Source organism: Candidatus Babeliales bacterium (assembly GCA_036260945.1).
Lineage (GTDB): Bacteria > Babelota > Babeliae > Babelales > JACPOV01 > JACPOV01.
In genome coordinates, this window is record DATALT010000002.1 from 367461 (window position 1) to 386276 (window position 18816).

Annotated in this window: 16 protein-coding genes; 8 read left to right on the forward strand and 8 right to left on the reverse strand. The window is 39.6% G+C overall.

Going from position 1 to position 18816, the window contains the following annotated elements; translation table 11 throughout:
- Positions 1-128: 128 nt before the first annotated feature.
- From VHO47_02480 to VHO47_02495, 4 genes are all read left to right on the forward strand, one after another.
- A complete protein-coding gene (locus VHO47_02480) occupies positions 129-1184 on the forward strand; it encodes a C39 family peptidase (GenBank protein ID HEX2977958.1) in 1056 nt (351 codons plus the stop codon).
- 100 nt (positions 1185-1284) lie between these two features.
- Entirely contained in the window at positions 1285-2424 is a 1140-nt protein-coding gene (locus tag VHO47_02485) for an N-acetylmuramoyl-L-alanine amidase (GenBank protein ID HEX2977959.1), read from the forward strand.
- Positions 2425-2516: 92 nt separating this feature from the next.
- Positions 2517-3923, forward strand: a complete 1407-nt coding sequence (gene dnaA, locus VHO47_02490) for a chromosomal replication initiator protein DnaA (protein ID HEX2977960.1) — start codon at positions 2517-2519, stop codon at positions 3921-3923.
- A 19-nt stretch (positions 3924-3942) separates the two neighbouring features.
- The gene (locus VHO47_02495) at positions 3943-4404 is read left to right on the forward strand and encodes a hypothetical protein (GenBank protein HEX2977961.1); all 462 of its coding nucleotides are present in this window, start codon (positions 3943-3945) and stop codon (positions 4402-4404) included.
- On the opposite strand, the gene VHO47_02500 is transcribed toward VHO47_02495, so the two are convergent.
- The 4 genes from VHO47_02500 to VHO47_02515 form a co-directional block, all read right to left on the reverse strand.
- A complete protein-coding gene (locus VHO47_02500) occupies positions 4401-5927 on the reverse strand; it encodes a DUF6165 family protein (protein ID HEX2977962.1) in 1527 nt (508 codons plus the stop codon). The two genes, VHO47_02495 and VHO47_02500, sit on opposite strands and share 4 nt — an antisense overlap.
- Before the next feature lie 93 nt (positions 5928-6020).
- The gene (locus VHO47_02505) at positions 6021-7187 is read right to left on the reverse strand and encodes a hypothetical protein (protein HEX2977963.1); all 1167 of its coding nucleotides are present in this window, start codon (positions 7185-7187) and stop codon (positions 6021-6023) included.
- Positions 7188-7206: 19 nt separating this feature from the next.
- Entirely contained in the window at positions 7207-8370 is a 1164-nt protein-coding gene (locus tag VHO47_02510) for a hypothetical protein (protein ID HEX2977964.1), read from the reverse strand.
- A 142-nt stretch (positions 8371-8512) separates the two neighbouring features.
- Complete coding sequence (locus tag VHO47_02515) at positions 8513-9598, reverse strand: hypothetical protein (GenBank protein HEX2977965.1); 1086 nt, start codon at positions 9596-9598, stop codon at positions 8513-8515.
- A gap of 297 nt (positions 9599-9895) precedes the next feature.
- On the opposite strand from VHO47_02515, the gene VHO47_02520 reads away from it, so the two are divergent.
- A complete protein-coding gene (locus tag VHO47_02520; GenBank protein HEX2977966.1) occupies positions 9896-10441 on the forward strand; it encodes a hypothetical protein in 546 nt (181 codons plus the stop codon).
- Here VHO47_02520 and VHO47_02525 read toward each other — a convergent pair.
- Positions 10419-11606 (reverse strand): phosphoglycerate kinase, encoded by a 1188-nt coding sequence (locus tag VHO47_02525; protein ID HEX2977967.1) that lies wholly within the window; start codon positions 11604-11606, stop codon positions 10419-10421. The genes VHO47_02520 and VHO47_02525 overlap by 23 nt on opposite strands.
- Positions 11607-11663: 57 nt before the next feature.
- Complete coding sequence (locus VHO47_02530; protein ID HEX2977968.1) at positions 11664-12881, reverse strand: FtsX-like permease family protein; 1218 nt, start codon at positions 12879-12881, stop codon at positions 11664-11666.
- 92 nt (positions 12882-12973) lie between these two features.
- Here VHO47_02530 and VHO47_02535 point away from each other — a divergent pair, with 92 nt between their 5' ends.
- A complete protein-coding gene (locus VHO47_02535) occupies positions 12974-13672 on the forward strand; it encodes a hypothetical protein (protein ID HEX2977969.1) in 699 nt (232 codons plus the stop codon).
- 17 nt (positions 13673-13689) lie between these two features.
- Complete coding sequence (locus tag VHO47_02540; protein ID HEX2977970.1) at positions 13690-14130, forward strand: RpiB/LacA/LacB family sugar-phosphate isomerase; 441 nt, start codon at positions 13690-13692, stop codon at positions 14128-14130.
- A 50-nt stretch (positions 14131-14180) separates the two neighbouring features.
- Here the strand turns inward: VHO47_02540 and VHO47_02545 are convergent, their stop codons facing one another.
- The gene (locus tag VHO47_02545; GenBank protein HEX2977971.1) at positions 14181-16646 is read right to left on the reverse strand and encodes an AAA family ATPase; all 2466 of its coding nucleotides are present in this window, start codon (positions 16644-16646) and stop codon (positions 14181-14183) included.
- Positions 16647-16812: 166 nt separating this feature from the next.
- Positions 16813-17166, reverse strand: coding sequence for a hypothetical protein (locus VHO47_02550; protein ID HEX2977972.1), 354 nt, complete (start codon positions 17164-17166; stop codon positions 16813-16815).
- Positions 17167-17303: 137 nt separating this feature from the next.
- Between VHO47_02550 and trxB the strand changes: the two genes are divergently transcribed.
- A complete protein-coding gene (trxB, locus tag VHO47_02555; GenBank protein ID HEX2977973.1) occupies positions 17304-18767 on the forward strand; it encodes a thioredoxin-disulfide reductase in 1464 nt (487 codons plus the stop codon).
- The last annotated feature ends 49 nt before the right edge of the window (positions 18768-18816 follow it).

The window sequence follows — 18816 nt, forward strand, 5'->3', positions numbered from 1 at the left end:
CATCTAGTGATGAGAAATTTAAAAAGAATGGAGACTTAGGGTTTTTATTAATCGCGTTCTTGTTCGGTTGAAAAATAAATGCAAATATATATATAATGCTAATAAGAGAATTTATAATGCAAAAGGAAATGATGAAACGTTTAATTTTTTTTCTAGGGATTTCGTGGTGTTACTTTTCTTTTGCACAAGCTATGCAGGAAGAATGGGCGCGATGCTATAAAAAACGGTTTTCGCATGCTAAAAAACTTGATCATAAAGATCTCTCTTCTTTAACTTTTGGAAAAAAATCGGTTCCGTTGTTTACTCAGCTTATTTTTTCTTGGAACGCTCATCGTCCTACCCGGGGGTATTACCGATTTTCAGCGCAGGTTCGCGATGCGGGAACTCAGCAATGGCACGATTGGCATACCATGATAGAATGGGGGCAGCACGCGCAGCGTTCTTTTTTTAATGAATCAAAAACCGGCACAAAGTATCAACATGTCCGACTAGAGATTCCTCCCGCAACGCCATCGGATGCATTTCGTATTAAAATAGATTCTCATGATGGTGCAGATTTGTCTCAATTGGCTTCGTTGAGTGTAACAACCGCAAATTTTCCTGATTTTCAAGCGGAAGATGCGCAGCGGTTGTCCTTATCACTTTCATCGGTATATGTGGAAGGCGTTGGAAAACAATCACAAATGGTTCTTGAACATCCGCGTAAAGAAGCGTTGTGCTCGCCAACATCATGCTCGATTGTTTCTAGCTTTTTTAGTGGAGCACCCATAGATCCTATTGCCTTTGCCGCGCGCTCATATGATGCCGGACTTGATGCCTATGGGAGTTGGCCATTCAATACCGTAACTGCATATGAAATGTGCAAAGGGGATTTTTTCTTTTATGTGACACGCTTTAATTCTTTTGTACAAATTCATCAGTCGCTCAAAAAAAACTGGCCGGTGGTTGTGAGTGTTCGCGGTCCTCTCTTAACAGCGCCCCGTGAATATAAAAATGGACATCTTTTGGTTATTGTTGGATTCGATGCTCAGAATAAAATGGTAGTTTGCCACGATCCCGCGTTTGAAAAAACTGAAGATACCGCCGTTTCTTATCCACTCGATTCCTTTTTGAAGGCCTGGGAGCGCTCACGAAGACTTTCTTATATTGCAGAGCGTGCAACAATCCCCGTAAAAGAGCATTAATTTTTAATTTCAATCTGAATTATTTACTTTACTCCCCCTCTATTATTAGGATGGTATCAGGCAAACGATTCTGCATCTAAGGATTATAAAGGGGGGGATAATGAAAAAGTATTATGGTTTGATCATGGGATTGTGTACATGTTTTATTGGCCAAGCGGCTCTACACAAATCTTCCGTCGTAACTAAAGCATTTTTCCATCAAGGTAAATTGAGTGACAAGGTGATGTTCTACTTTGATGTTGAACCGCTTTGTAATGAATTGCCAATGCGTTCGGCGCAAAAAAATGAAACGGGAATGAAGGAACTCGTGCTCTTCTTTCCCCTTACATCATTAGCGCGTGAGGCCAAACAGAATTTAAACAGTTTAAAAGACAAGAATAATTCATCCTATAAAATTTCTTTAGAAGAAGTTGAAAAACCGATAAGGGGCCTAAGGATCTCGGTTGCTTATGATCCTGAATCAATAATTTTTGATTATTCATCATGCGATGTCATTAGTGCTACCAAAGGGTTTGTAATGAGTTTTCATAACAAAAAAGTACTGGAAAAAATAAAGCATGCGAGTAATTCAGTTTTGCGTTACGCTGAGGCAGAAAAACCGCAAAAAAAAAGAATTGTTGTTGATTTTGGTCACGGCGGGAGAGATACGGGAACTATCGGATGCCATTCGTTAAGAGAAAAGGACGTGACGCTGCAAGTAGGAAGAAAGGTTGTTTCACTACTCAAGCAAAGGGGTTTTGAAGTTTGTGTTACTCGCGATCGGGATGTCTTCATTCCGCTTGATAGACGGACAACATTTGCCAATCAAAAAAACGCGGAACTTTTTGTTTCAATTCATGCCAATTCATCACGGAAAAAAAATATTCAGGGGGTTGAAACTTATTGGTCGTCACGATGCTCTGTGCATAAACAATCTTTTACTCAAAGATTAAATGATAATCGCGCGGTGCAAGAATTTTATTATCCATTTGATTCTAGAGCAGAACTATTAGCCCGGTGTGTGCATAATGGTGTTCTTACTTCTGTTTCGCCCACCTATCAACTTGTGGATCGTGCGGTAAAAAAATCTATTTCACAGGTACTCATTGGCACCGATATGCCGGCCACTCTTATTGAGATTGGATTTCTTTCCCATCCACAAGAAGCGGACTGGTTGTCACAAGATACTAATCAAATAAAAATAGCTGCCGGAATATGCAACGGCATTGAGGCGTATTATAAAAGTGCTTTTGCAGCCTGATAACAGCGCGCCTTGATTAACTCTTTGTGATCGTGCTACACTGCAATACAATCAAAAAAAAATGTATCACTTTTTCATAAAATAGATTAAGCGTGCTAGCAACGATTTGGGAACAATTTTTAGTTATCGCAAGCCAAGAGGCAGGAAGCCGCGTTGTTGAAACGTGGTTAAAAGCTGTTTGTCTCCATCGCTGGGATTCATTGCATAAAATTGTTTATGTCAAGGCGCCCAATGCATTCATTAAAGAATGGATTAAGACGAACTACCTTGCAATTTTTCATATGCATCTTAGTCGTCTATTTAACGTTGATCAGCTCAAAATTGTTTTCGTAGAGGAAAACGAATTAATTGTTTCGCATGATGAAAAAAACGATCATGATGAATCAATTAAAGTATTGCCTGCACATCGAATTGCACGTGAGCCATTACAGGAAAAAAAGGGTACAAAGGTTGTAAAGTTTGGCACACCTCTACGCCATCAGCTCAATAAAAATTTTATATTCGATACCTTCATTGTTGGTCCTAATAATCATATGGCGTACGCTGCGGCGTATGCGGTAACGCAGAAACTTGGCAAATTATATAATCCGCTTTTTATTTACGGTGGTTCTGGTTTAGGAAAAACGCATTTGATGCATGCGATTGCACATGAAGTAAAATTACATCATAGAAACGTTGAGGTTCTCTACCAACCGGCGGATAGATTTGTCAGCGAATTTATTTATGCAATTCGATTCGATAAAGTTCATCAATTTCAATCTAAGTATAAAGATGTTGATGTACTTTTAATTGATGATATTCAATGCATTTCAAATAAAGAACAAACCCAAGAAGCATTCTTTCATATTTTCAATACGCTCTATGATGCTCACAAACAGATCGTATTTTCTAGTGATTCATATCCAAGTAATATTCAAGGAATTGCAGAGAGGTTGCGTTCGCGAATGGCAAGTGGCTTAGTTGTTGATGTGCAGATGCCAACGATTGAAACTAAAATAGCAATTCTAAAACGAAAAGCTGAACTACAGGGTGAAGAGTTACCCGATGATGTAGCGGCTTTTATTGCATCCTCTGTAAATTCAAACATTCGTGAACTTGAGGGTGCGTTTATTCGGATTAATGCGTTTGCGCATTTAATGAAACAGTCAATCACGCTCGAATTAGCAAAAAAAGTTCTCGTAGTTCGTATGAGCAAAGAATCTGGTGAAAGATCTCAGGTCGATTTTGATCGAATTGTAAAAACTATTGGTACTCATTATAGGTACACGCTCGGGGATTTACGATCAAAAAAAAGAAGCAAAGAGTTGTCTTGGGTGCGCCAACTTGCTATGTATTTTATGAGGAATCTTACCGATAAGTCTCTTCACGAGATTGCTCATTATTTAGGACGCAGCGATCATTCAACGGTGATTCATGCGTTCAAGCAGGTGCAGGATCGTGTGGAGGCAGATCGAGAGTTCCAGGATCAGATAAATAGAATGAAGCACGAAATGCTCTAAAAACAAAGGGGAGGTCATTATGATAGGTTTGCTCACTCTATTAATTTTATTAATATGCAATGGTTTTACGGTTGCCAATACAGAATATGCGGCCCGAGATTTTGATTTATTTTTAAAACAGTTTGTTAGCTTTGAGCAACAGCCAGCTTTCAAAGATTACTATGCCAATCTCATGGTTCGTGAGAGAGACCGTGTCGATCGTGCAAAAGGAAAACAAGTGTTGCTTGATTTGGAAAAAAATGGAAAAGCTTCGCTGGAAACCCAGGCTCCGACATATTTTGCGCAATTAAAAAAAGATAAACACTCTGAGCGAGCACAAAGAAAATTATATATTCGCTACGGCGCATATCAGGAATTTCTAAAAAATGAAATCAAAACGAAGAATTCATTTTTTGTGAAGGCACGGGGATATGTGACCGGCGCAAAAACCAGGGTCGCCAATTGGTTTGGATCATGGCGCAAATCAAAAACTGTCGCTTAGATAGCTGATGTAATGGATGCGGGTGCATTATAGGATTGGTAAATTTTTTCTTCTATAATTTGTGAACCGAATGCGAGGTTAATTGCTCTCTTTAATTCCGCGCGGCGATCATTAATAATGTACACGCTTCGCGCAAGAGTGATAAATTCCTCGTCGAAGGACAGTAATCGCTCTTTCTCGCGAAGTTTATCTTCGACATCCCATAGCAATTGATTAACTTTAAAAAGCTCGGCTTTTAAATGATCCAATTGATCAGAATTACTAATTTGATCAGTTAATGTTTTTCTTAATATTGTTAACTCGTAGTTAATATTTTTCAATTTACTGGCATCAGCTGTTTTTGCCGATTTTATTTCAAGAATTGTTATTTTGTCTACTAACTCCCCTAATGATATTTCAGTCATAAGGGGCTGCGAGCCTTTAGCGCATGCTTTGTAGTTATTGAGCCATTCTCTCGGATAAAGATGATGCAAAATGAAATTTTCAACTGAACTATAGGTATTAAGTGCTGCAAATCTGATTGTTTGCAGCAAACTGCAAACGGGATCAGCAAAAACTTCTCCGTCATCATCGAATGCTGCAAGGTCGTTGCCCTGCACTAAAATATTCCAGGGCAATAAATCTCTATGTTTTATGTTTGCAAATTCAACCAATGACGAAATTAGCTGCGGCGTGTTTGGCCAAACTCCACTGAGAGCTTTGAACGTTACTAAATTAATGCCGGGGAGCCATTCGGTTTTACGCACTTTTCCGTTATGTTTTTTTAAAAGATTTTTTTTCTCGAATGTGCTATCAATTTCATAAGAAACGCTCTCTGCATTTGCCGTATTGCCATAAAACCAATGTTTAACCGGTAACTCTTTTTTTGGTGTTTCAAAAATCTGCATGAGCGCCATCGCGTTTGGATCGGTGTGCCGTGGCGTCTCTGCAATCACCTTCCCTTTTTTAGCTTTTAAGAAATCTTCAATCGCTTTGATCTCGGAATTATTCATGAAGACTTTATCGGTTGAGGGGGGCGTTTCTATAATAACGTAGTCGCCCATTTTAAAGACCGCTTGCGCAACGGTTTGCCACTCTTTTCCAAAATGGTGAATAACATTCAAGCAAAGCACTACATCAAAATGCTCACATTCAGCAAGGCGTCGAAAATCGGAAGGGTTCATATGTTTTTTTAGATAAATAATATTTTTAAGATCGGTATTAAGGGCGCAGAGCTCTTCGAGTTTGTTTGAAGCGTTGAATGATACGTTTAAGTATTCACCTTCAATCATAACAGCAGAGGAACTGGGAAAGTCGTGAGCTGTTCTAAATGAAAAATACCCTTGAGCGGCTCCAATATCCAATATAGTGAAGGGGCGCTTATACATTTTTAAATGCTCTTTGATTGCGGCGTAACGAGTTGCCGACTCTCTAACTCCCGGGCTTATAATTTGATTATTTACTATGATATCCTGATATTGTTCTGCCCAAAGTATGCGTGAACTGATCAATAATACGATGGTGAATCTACTGCACTTGCTCACTTTTACCCCCTGCGAAACTAAGTGACTATTTACAGATTCACCATAGCATTTTGGATGAGTTTCTTGTCAATGATTAGGTTTGTGCAAAGTGCCTTAGCAATCTGCATTCAGCAATGTATCAAGTGAGTTGCAAGCTTCTCGTACCGTTGATGCCCAATCGCCTGCGGAGGTTTGGCGAAATAAGCGCATGGTAGGATACCAGAGTGAATCACTTCGTTTCATGCCATAGCGCCATTCTGCTGCAAATGGAAGGAGCACAAAAACCGGTTTTGCCATAGCACCAGCTAAATGGGCAATTGAAGTATCAACGGTAATTACAAGATCAAGGTTTGCAATAATTGCTGCGGTATCAACAAATGCGCCCGTTTTTTTATCAAGCTCTTCGTCTAAAATTATAAGATTGCTACGATCATCTTTGTTCAGTTTGCAGAATGCATCACCAACTTGAAGATTATAAAAGCTGCATCCCTTTTTTTCAAAAAGTGGTTTTAAATAATCGAATGCCATAGATCGTTGCATAAGCTGTGCATCATCGCGTGCAGTGCCGCACCAGCATAAGCCCACTTTGTATTGCGGGTCACAACTCATTTTTTTTGCCCAATAATCGATTTGCTCTTGAGCAGCTTGAATGTAGGGGGGTTGAGGAATTGTTTTTGCGGTTGTTTTCATTAAAGCAGGTAGGCTGCACAAATGAGTTTCGTAATCGAAAGCAGGAAGCTTGCTTCTTTCAAAAACTACGATATTTGCTAAATAGGAATCATTTAACGTTCCGTTATTGATAATGATGGTTTCGCCTATGTAGTTTTGCATTTGCGCGAAAGGCATTATTATATTATCAGCAAAAATCACGATCGAAGCACCGCGGTTTTTAAGTTCTTTTGCGAATCTAAGAAACATAAATAGGTCGCCATATCCCCAAGATGGTGTGTGAATTAATAGCCGTTTTCCATTAAGATCCTGGCCGTGCCACTGTTTTTCCAAAAAAGAGAAGGTTCTGAAATGGTTATCAAGGAGTTCAAACCCTTTATTAAAATGTTCGCAAGCAAGATGCGCTAGTGCCAGTTCGAGCGATGCTTCTTTATCTTGTGGATCTTTAGTATGAGCGACACGGAAACATGCGAGTGCTTTTTGATAATTCCCTTGCGTGCGATACTCTTTGCCAAGTTTGCATAGTTCATTTGCTGAGTGGTCCGATAATGCACGATCTGCGTGCAGCGCAAAGCTACTTGCTAGTAGAATGATTAAAAAATTAAGCTTCATACATCCTCGCTTTTAAAAATTATTTTACGACTCTTTGTAATTCATTCATAACATTATTAATAACGGTTTGCCAATCACCTTGGGTGGTTTGTCTAAATAACTGCATGGTTGGATACCAAGGAGAATCGGATCGATCTAAAAAGAAACGCCATTCGCTTGCATATTGCAGCATTACCCATGTGGGTATACCCATTGCGCCTGATAAATGTGCGATTGAAGTATCTATGGTTATAACAAGATCTAAGTTTTTCATTACGGCTGCGGTATCTACAAATGCCCCATTGTCTTTATCAAAATGATCATCAAAAATATGCAGTTTGCTTTTGTGTTGAGGGTTCAAATCGTTTATTTGTTCAGATCCATACCCCTGCTGGAGGGAATAAATTTCGATATTTTCCATCTTGAATAGCTGCACCAAATCAGTGAGTTTCATCGCACGGCCGGCAGTTTGGGGGTCTTCTCTAAGGGCACCTTGCCAACATATACCGATTCTGAATTTTTCTTTATTCCCTAATTTTGCGGCCCATTGATCGACAAACTTTTGATCTACAAATAAGTAAGGTATTTCATCAGGAATCGTTTCAATACTTGTTTCAAATATTTCTGGAAAATAAGTGGTTGGCAATTGGTAATCAAAAGCTGGTAATGCATCATTTTTCGTTATTATTTGATCAATATATGGGCTATAGCTCAGTAATTGAACTAAGGGATTTTGCGTCTGGCAAATAACGTAAGCGCCACGTTTTTTTAGCTCTATTGCATAACGAATATACATAAACGTGTCGCCCAGTCCCCATTGGCAATAAATGAGAACTTTTTTGTTTGTAATATCCTCTCCGCGCCAAAGTTTTTCTTGAAATTGTTTTTCATGCTGCCATCTAAATTTAAATCCTGCCATTCCACGTTTGAAGTCGCCGAGTGCCAAATAAAGATCACCCAAATCCCAGTTTGCCGGCCAATCATCCGGTCGTTTTAGTAAGGCGGGTTTTAAATAATGCAGTGCTTCTTCGATTTGCCCCGTGACTTTGTATTTTCTTCCCTGTGAAAAAAGATCATTGAAATTTTTGGTGTTAAAGAGTATTTGCTCATCAGAGTTCAATTCAATCAAATCTGCCAGAAGTTCTGCCTTGGAAAATGGATACTGAAAAAAAATTAATAGGGTTAATAAAAACACACCTCTCATTTTTCTCCTTGCAACAAAATTGCGATGATATCTTGTTTTCCTCGAATATTATATTTTTTTTGGCTCTAAAAGCTCAAGATAAAAGTGTTTATCTATCGTTTGCCAGATTTTTTTGAATTGCTATAGAAAATAATATCCAAGATTATAAATTTGTTGCGGAGAAAAAATTCATATCTTGTTTAGATCTGCGTTGATGTGCAAGGCGCTGTTTTTTAGTACGCATGAAACTGTTGTTCCACATTTTGAGAGAAAGGCTTAAATACCAACTGACATAATCGGTACATGGTTCCGGTTGATCCAGGCCTACCATGGTGGGAAAGTGTTCGGTATCAACAAGCGCAATTTTTTTTGTAACAGCATCCACAACATAGTTATTAATATGTGGATCAACTTGTTGTTGCAGAAAATTTGTTAATTTAAGTGCCGTTTCTCGGTCGCTTGAACTTGTGAGAGAAAAAGTGCGTTCAATATATACCTCATCGCATATAAGCGCATAAACAGATGGCAAAGTTATAGTTTGCTTTTTCCCGACAGCACCAATATTTTCGCCTTCAATAATAAATTTTCTCTGTTGCTGCGGCTCCCAATACCATTTACGAGGAAATTCTACTTTATCTGCCCATTCAGAATTTTGAGCGACAAGTTTTTCAAGACGATCTAGATTTCTAAGACGTGTAAAACCACTCAAATAGCGATTGACGCCACCGCCCATAATAAAAAAACAACACGATTCAAAACCATAATCGAACGGCTTAAGAAACTGTTCTGGTGTGGTTATAAAGAGTTTCAACACAAAAGGATAATTTTTAAATTTTGCAACTAAAAAACCAGTATGATTTTTAAAATTAAAATCTCTTTTTTTCAAAATAGTAAAATCGGTAAGATCCGGTTTTTTTGAAGAAAGTTCGACAAGTAAATTTTCAATTAATTGGGATAAAACTGTTCCATCAACATGTTTTTCAAGTTGATAGCGATATGAGATGGGCCCAGGGGTCAGTTTTTTTGTATCAAAATAGTGTGCATCATAAAGGTGGAAGAGCGCTCCCTCTTGTAAATAGAAACTTGAGAGCGAATGCTTTTTTGAATCACCTAACCAATGAGTGATTATAGTTGGCGTTCCCGGTTCTTCGGTGCGGAAGGGGCTGCGCGCTTGTAGTAAGCTGATAGTAAAGAGGATAAACCCTGCAAGCACGAATATTTTACAGCGAGAAAAACTATATGGGACCATACAACTATTTCCTTTCTCTAGCAATTTTACCTGAATTTTAGGGTGAAAGTAAGTCTCTATGAAGGTTATTATTGCCTTTTTAGTGCTCTAGTTGCTACTATTTTGCAAAAGTAGACGATGCGGTGGAAAAAGGGAGGGCACTTACACCAATTTTGCTCGATGCATTCTAAAAAATGCTTAATATATAAAGCAAAAATTGGGGCATTTGCCTAAGGGGGACTTACATAGTAGGATGAGGAAACGACAGGGGAAAAAAGGCCCTGTTTGAAGCAAAACCTCTAAAAAAGGGTAGGTACTATGGAGCCGATACAAAATTTAAATAAACACAATGACATTTTACGATATTTAAATGAAATGCCGCGCAAAATGATGATGCTGCATGGCAGAGATAATATCGCTGCATTTCTTCTGCACGATCTTTGCCATGAACAGGGATTTAATTTGCATAAAGGCGCCTATATTGTAGATAATGCAGACTTTGACTGCCTTAAGGGTGTTGCCGGTATTCATCGACTCGAGCATGCAAAATATGCCAATGGTAATGGAAGCACGATTTGGCATACCCCAGATGATTATAGCGCATTCTGCTCAGATACTGATTTCAATAAACGCGTTCGTTCAATTGAGCACAAAAGTATTGAAAGAAGTAAGGGTGATGAGGCTCGAATGATTCACGAATTGGCCGAGCAACTACACATCGAGAAACCAGAATACTATTCTTGGCCTATCAAGCACTATAACAAAGGTATTTTGCTTTTTGAGCGGGCTGACGAGCAATCAAAAGAGCTTGATGAGCATATATTAAATAGTATTCATCTTTTTAGCTTTTGCCCGATTGCGTAATAAACGGATCAAGCCCTGGAAGATCTGCTTTACTTAAATAGGCAAGCGCTGCGCCGCCTCCGGTGGAAAGAAATTTAATCTGCTCAGCAACACCAGCATCAAATGCGTATTCGACCGAATCGCCACCGCCAATAACTGTGTATGCATTGCTTTGTGCCAGCGCTGAAAGTATTTTATTAATCGGAAGGAGCGTCTCGGGGCGCTCCTTAAATCCCACAGCCGCATTAAAAAATATTGAACGAGCAGAAGCGATTTTTTGGGTTACTAAAGAAACTGTTTCTGGGCCCACCGAAATACCGTAGCCATCTGCAGGGAACGTATCAGCTTTGAAAAACGAAAGCTGGCCATTTGCATCATTATCTGCGATTAAGTAATCAATAGGAAATAAGAGTTTTTCTTTTGTCTTTTTATCATCCAATAATTTTTTTGCTGCAGCGAGTTCATTTTCATCAATTAATGATTTTCCTGCTTCTTTATTTTGAGCAGCAAGAAAAGTAAAAACTAAAGCAGGCAGAAGAAAGATTGATGCATCTTGCTCGAGAAGGGATTTGATGAGCGGTAATTTTGTTTCAATTTTATTTCCGCCAAGCAGTACGAGAAATGGTTGCGCAGGATTATCAAGAAGTTTATTGAGCGCTTTAATCTCTCGCTCAATTAAAAATCCGATGGTGCGATACTGAGGAGAAAAATACAGAGGGGTTTGTGTTAATGAGGCATGGTTGCGATGCACCGTTCCAAAAGCATCGCACACATAATAATCGCCGCATGAAGCAAGTGCTTTTGCAAAATCAGCGTCGTTGTTTAATTCTCCAGCAAAGAAACGAAGATTTTCGAGTAAAACGATTTGAGCAGTTGATTTTTTTGCTTCATCAATCGTCTGTGCAAATTCCAGATGCAGGTTGTTTTTTTCAAACCATGGAATGAGCTGCCGCGTGGAAAATTCCGGTTCCTGTTTTTTCGGTCTGCCTAAATGGGTGGCGATAACGATCCGACCTTTTTTTTCGATTATAAAACGCAACGTTGGCAGCAAAGCTCTTAAGCGAAAATCGTTTTTAATCAAGCCTTTAGAAATTGGTACGTTACAATCGGCACGCAATAAAACACGTTTATTTTTCAGATCAGATTGTGGTAATCGAGATGTTAACTTTGCGTAAAAATAGTTCACAAGCCACTCCTTTTTTGTCCGATAATTTTTTATTATGTTCGGTTTTGCACTAATAATTTACCGCAAGTGGGATGATAAACGTAATCGATTGAGACTTGAGAGCGGTAACCAAGAAGCGATAAGGGAAATGGTAAATACAGAAAAACCAATAGCTATAAAGAGGATGGGGTTAAGATCTATTGGCAAATTGGTTGCATAATAAGTATCAGGCAGTTCCAAATGAATGCAGTGTTTGCAAATAAAACCAATTAAGAATGCGCCTATTAATCCGGCAATAGTTGCAGGTAGCGTTATGCAGGTTCCGATTGCAAGAAATAGAATTCGAATTTGGTGTACCGAGCCTCCCATTGCGCGTAAAATCACTATATCAGATTTTTTATGAGTGATAAGCATGAACATAAGAGCAACAATCGTCATACTCGAGATGATAATTATTAAAAGTAAAATAGCCATCATGGCAAAACGTTCTAATTTAAGCGCTGAAAAAAGAGCTGGATACAAATCTTTCCAAGAAAGGACGAGATAGGGTAATTCCCTTTTAAGCGATTGTATAACCGATGTTGTATCGGTTTTTTTCTGCAGACGTATCGCTATTGAATCTATTTCTTGATCAAAAAGTTGATCAAAGAATTCTAAAGAACTTAATGCCATTGACGAATCAAACTCATCAATTCCTGTTTTGAAAATGCCGGCAATTTTAACCGTTTGTGTATCTAGATGAATTTTTTTTCCAATCGATTGGTAATCGGTTGCGTAAAATAATTTTACCGTATGGCCGCACGTTACATTGAGCATCTCTGCGAGTTTAGAGCCGATAATAATTGATGGTTCATTTAAAAGAGTTTTCAGTGTTTTTTTTGTTTTGGGTGCAATGATCATCTGTTCAATGCAAGAAGTATTTGCTTCTTGAGCTGGAGATACTCCCTTAATGATAATTGCTTGAGGTACGTTGTTATCATTTATTGCACTTATCATTGCATGCCCACTTTTTGAAGGGCTATAGCCAATAATTTGTGAATAGTTGTTTAAGGTTTTTTCTATGAATCTTTCGTCGAGAGGAAAGCCATGAGGTTCGATAATAATATCTGAATGAATACTCTGCAACGTATTATGCGCTGCTTGCTCAAAGCCGCGCATGATCGATCCGATCAGGGCAAGTGAACCGGTCGCGAGCGCGATAGAAAAAAAACAAATTTTTACCATGCTGCCAAGCGTGTGCTGTTCAGTGGCCTCTCTTAGATAGCGCAATGAAAGAAGCTGGATAAATTGTTTCATACTATTCATGGTTCTCTTGTCAATAAGAAGCGATTTTTTTAGGATACCTACACGTGCTGCCCGTCTATAGAGTAAAAGAAAGAGGCATTTTAATGAAGCTAGTGATAATGGCCAGAGCTATTATTGTTTTATCTATTTTTTTTCTTTCCTCTTGTCGCTATTCCCGGTGGGCAATCGAGCAGCTTCCTCAAGCTGGCACCATTAATTACGAAGCTAAGCTTGTAGCGCGATATATTCGTTCGCTGCATCTATATGATCAGTTTGATACAATTGGCCATTTCGATGTTTTATGGCTCTCTGATGATGTGCGTTGCCAATATGCTTGCGTGCACGCGCGAAAAAATGAATTATGTGCTGAGAATGCTATTGAGTTTGAGAGGCGTCAACTTGAAGAAAATAATTATTTTATTTCTTTTTATCTTTTAGTAAGTGAATCCGATTCATGCAAGATCGATTCTGCAAGCGGCAATTCAAGTTTCTCAGTTTCTATGAAAATTGATGATGAGACGCACCATCCTGTTCAGATGAAACATCTTGATGACTTGCCAAGTGAATATGCACTCTTTTTTGGATTGCGCTTCAATAAATTCAAACGAATATATTTGGTAAAATTTGATGCGGCTGATTGCAATAGTAATCGATTAATTTCGCCGTTTACAAAGACTCTTGATCTTTGCTTTACCAAAATGACGCGATTTGGTTCAGTGCGCTGGTATCTGACACAAGAAGGCGAAGCTATCAGCGAACCTCACAAAGAATCTAATATTCTGGCCTACGATCTTAAAACGTAATTTGTAGAAAGGCGAAAATGCATAAAACGCTGGCTATTGGCGCAGATCATCGTGGTTATTTTTATAAAGAGCAATTAAAAAAAATTTCGCAATTTGGAGGTTGTTCCGTTACGTGGATTGATGTAGGCGTGAAAAGCGCAGAGCGCGCAGATTATCCGGTTCCTGCGCATGCAGCGGTTGAGGAAATTAAAAACGGAAAAGTGCAAGGCGCAGTATTGCTTTGCGGATCGGGTGTAGGGATGGCGATTGCAGCAAATCGATTTCCGGGAATATACGCTGCTGTTGTTTGGGAACCAATTGTTGCACGCATCGCAAAAGAGGATGATAATGCAAATGTATTATCTCTCTCCGCGGATTATGTAGATTTTAAAACAACGGTACAATGTGTCGAAGAGTGGCTGAACGCGACCTTTAAAGAAGGGCGCTACGCATTTCGACTTTCACTTATTGATAGATAGGTATAGTAAAAAAAGCGGCTGGCAAATATGCGAGCCGCTTTTTTTTGTTTTCAAAAATTAACATCTGCGGTAGCTAAAGGCGCAGATTCTGCTGACGGTGAAGGTGCATCAGCTTCTGTTGGTTGCTCTGAAGCCTCTGGCTTAGTCAGCGGTTTGCCTTGCATAATCAATTCAAGATGATAGCCGCTTAAGCTCAAGTATTTTTCAAGCGCTTGCGCTGTTATCTCAATTTTATCTTTATGCTGCATAAGAAGATCTGAAACTTCTTTTTCACAACGATTCATAAGTTGATATGCTTCTTCTTGTAATTTCTTGCATTGCTCCTTGGGCAATTCGCTTTCTTTGATTCCTTTAAAGACAATATACTTTGCCATAGCAAGTGCTTTTTGATTATCGTGTCTATGGTACGTATACCCACTATTGCCAAGGATTAATTTTTCAGCAACGTGACCAGCAAGATCGATTTTGCATTGAGCAATTAACTCATCGTGAGAATTGTACGTACCCTTACCATCTTTGGGGCATGTAAATACTTTTCCGTTCTCGACAGTCTCTCGCTGCTTTTCATTTTCCTGAACGTATTTCATCCATGTTGGCTCTTCTTTTGGCTTGATATTTACTGGACAGATAGTAACTTTTGCTACCGATTGCGAACTTTCAAGAAGCATTGTTGCTAGTGCATGACCAGCCTGGTGAATCGCAACTAAATGTTTTTCGTGTGCAGGTAGGCGAGGATCTTCAAAGAGAATCAGGCGCGTTTCTTCGTCAAATGCTCGTTCCAAATGAAATTCGTTAAGTGACTCGCCTTCGGTTTTTGCATAATGTAATGCAGTAGCAATTATTCTGCGTAGAGCTTCGAAAGAAATGCTTTCAGTTTCTTGCGCAAGTTTCTTCAGATAATCTGCATCAACGGTCATAATCCCGATTTTATCGAGCTCTTTGTGCAAGAAATATTGGCGTTCTTCTAAGGTTGGGTGCATAAACCAAAGTGTTTTTTCAAATCGGCCTGGTTGCAATAATGCATAATCCAAATTCTGGGGAGCATTTGTTGCGGCGAGCATGATAACAGGACGAGCATCATCTTCATCAGTTGTTACACCACTCATTGCAGTTAATAACTGAGAAAGGAGCGCAGCATTTTTATCACGTTGGGCTCCAAGCATATCGATCTCATCAATAAAGAGAACACATGGTGCGTAATAGCGAGCATAGAACATTACACGACTGAGGCCATGCTCATCTCTTAGAATGTCTGCAGCGACGAAACTCAAGAAATTAAAGTTCTCGCCAAATGCATCTTTTAGTTCGCCCGCAAATGCTTCAGCCATAAAAGTTTTACCAGTTCGTGTATCGCCAGCAAACAAGAATCCCTTTGGTGGTTTCATGCCGGATCTATTGAATTTTTCACGATTGCGGAAATATTCAACTATGCGGCTGAGCTGATCTTTAATGTGATCTTTTCCTATAATATCTTTGAAGCGATAGCGAGGATCAATCATCCATGGATCGGTTTTGCGTACTACGGGTCCACCGCGCAAGTATGCGCGTACATTTTCCCATTTTCGGCTCATCCATTTTTTAGTTTCGTCAAATCGTTCTTTAAGGGGATCCCTAATCAATTCCCAAGTAATCATTGGCGGCAGTGTTAATTTAAGGAAGCCAAGTTCTTGTCCGTAGTATTGAATCCAGCCAGCTTTATTGAGATGGTCTTCGTTAGCGAGAGTCCCATCGATTGCCACTTTTGGAGCTTGACCAATCGTATTTTTTCTGGCCGCTGTAAACCACTCTGGCGCTATCTTATCGGGAAGGTTTGCAATAAGAAGATAGGCGAGGACTCCTGCAGCAAGCAGTGCACCGCCTTTTGAAAGTAGCGTGTGATCGTTAGCAAATTTTTCAACACGGCGATAAGCGCGATTAAAAAGAGATAATCCCACTCGATTTGCTTCTACGTCGATTGAATTCATCAACTTTTCGTTAACTTCGATATCCAGCTTAAGAGAATCAATAGATGGCGCGTTTCGAGTAACCGTATTTTTTATGAGATCTTCTAATTGTGGCTCTGGAAACTGAGTAAAGTTTTGTTTGATCACAAATCTTAAATGGTCAGCAAGTCCTTTAAAAATCACGTTCAGGAGTTTAATGCTCATCGGGTCGTTTACTAAGGCGCTGGTGCCTTGCAATTGTGCAATGTTGAATCTGAGCATTTTTATATGCTCAAGAGCCTTTGTTTTATCGCAGCCACGGATCTGATTGTTATTGATAACTTGCGCCAAATTTTCTAGCGCAAAATCAAACTTTTTATAGAGTTCCAGGGTTGAACGCAAATGAAGTTCGATCGTGTCCTCCAGTAGTTGCCTATCGGCTGGAGCTGAATTTTCTTGGTGTGTCGATTCTGAAGATGCTTTTTCTTCTGTAGGAGTCGCTTTTGGGTTTGCATAGATGCTAGAAGTGACGATTGATGGGGCTGATGCGATCACGCACAACAACAATATGTTAATTCTATTAGTCAATTTCATTAGATTTCCTCTTGCAATAACCCATTTATTTTTTTGTTCGGCGGTAGAAAATATCGTACCTGAGAACAAAAAAAAGTCAATCTGGGTGGGCAAATAGCAAAGGGAAATTAAATAAAAAAACCCCCATTTTTAGTGGGGGCTTAAATCTTGGTAATTGGCTAATTGATTAGCAAGCGGGTTGCGCTGTGTTGCCAACAAAATCGCCTACTACGCCTTGTACGTATTTTGCTTGATCTTTGATATGCTCATAAACCCAAACGCCGACGCAGAGATCAACAAGTTTGTTTTCTGGCGTTTTTGCATCGCTGAATAAATACTTGTAATACGCAAATAGTGCTGCGTAAGGGAGCGCAATTTTGAAAGCTTTTAAGAAAGTGCATCCAACTGATAGCGAGCTGTCAGCATCGATTTTAGTCATTTCAGTGCTGCAGCATGAGCCTTTTTTATCGGCTGCTGAAACTGAAGGTGCTACTGCTACGGTGATAACGAGAGCGCAAATCATTTTCAAAAATAATTTCATCGCTTGTGCCTTTTTTTAAAGGAGTTAATTATACTGTTATTAACGACGGGTATTAAGGTACACAACTACTTATTTATTTGTCAATCTTGAAACATAATTGGAAGAATTTTTTAATAATTGTGGGTAAGGATGTGCGTATGCTAAAAAATCGGATGTTGAAAGTTGCCTTGTTCTTGGGAGTCTTTCTGCTTGGCGCAAGTGGAACGAGCGCATTGTACTACGTATGGCGAAATAAATCGCCATTCGATTTTTCGATGAATAAAATTAGTGAACATGATGGGGTAGTGCCTTTGGTCATACTCGGATCTGGGCCAGCATCGCTGAGCGCGGCGCTCTATGGCTCTCGCCAGAAAATAAAAACGATCGTTATTGCGGGAAATAAACCAGGCGGAGCGTTGACCGAAACGAGTTATATCGAAAATTGGCCTGGTAGACCGAAAATTCTGGGAACAGACGTTATGAGAGATTTGCAGGAACAGGCAGTTCAGTTTGGTGCAGAAATTATCAGTGATGCTGTTGAGCGGGTCGATTTTTCTCAATGGCCATTTCAGATAGTTACTGAGAATGGCAGAACTCTCTATGCACTCACAGTTATAATTGGAACGGGATCTACCCCAAAAACGCTGGGTATTCCAGGTGAGCAAGAATATTGGGGCAAGGGCGTGACCACGTGCGCAATCTGTGATGCACCATTTCATCAAGATAAGGAGGTGGTTGTTATCGGTGGAGGCGACTCTGCGATAGAAGAGGCGATTCAACTAGCTGCTTATGCCAAAAAAATAACTATTTTAGTTCGGAAAGATCGTATGCGTGCTGCTGCGGCAATGCAAGAACGCTTGCACGATTATGCAAACATTGAAGTTAAATATAATACACAAGTTCGTTCAATAATTGGGGACGGCGATTTGGTTACCGGCGTTGAAATCTTTGATTCCAAAACCGATACGCAATCAACTCTGCAGGTGAGCGGTGTGTTTTTGGCTATCGGCCACGATCCTAACGCTGCATTATTCAAAGAATATCTTAAATTGGATGCTGAAGGCACCATTTCATTAGCAAATCGCACCCAGGCTACTTCGTTGGCGGGTGTTTTTGCTGCAGGTGATGTGACTGATCATCGCTATCGCCAAGCAGGCGTTGCTTCAGGCGATGGTATTAAAGCGGCTCTTGATGCCGTCTCGTTCCTTCAAGAGCATGGGTTTAATACAACGGTTGCTCGGGAACTAGAAAAAAGAAGTAAACCAACTATTGCTGAAAAAAGAGTTGAAGTTCCACAAATTAAGCAATTAGAGGAGCTAAAAGAAATAATCAACGCTGCAAAAGGGCTAGTAGTTATCGATTACTATGCCCCATATTGCCCAAGTTGCATGAGAATGTTGCCAAGTCTATCGGCAGTGGCAGCACAATTTGCAGAACAAGTGGCTTTCTTAAAGGTTGATACGAGCGTTTCGCCCGAAATTGCGCAGGAATTCCATGTTCCAACGATTCCATGTTTGATGGTCTTTAAAGATCAAAAAATGATAGCGCGCATTAATCAGCCGATGAGCCGTAAGCAATTAGAGGAGTTAATGAATAAGCTTTTAGACCAAGAGGACGCCTAGTTTTTCTTAATAAATCGTAGATAAATAATTTAGAGAGCGGAATATCAAA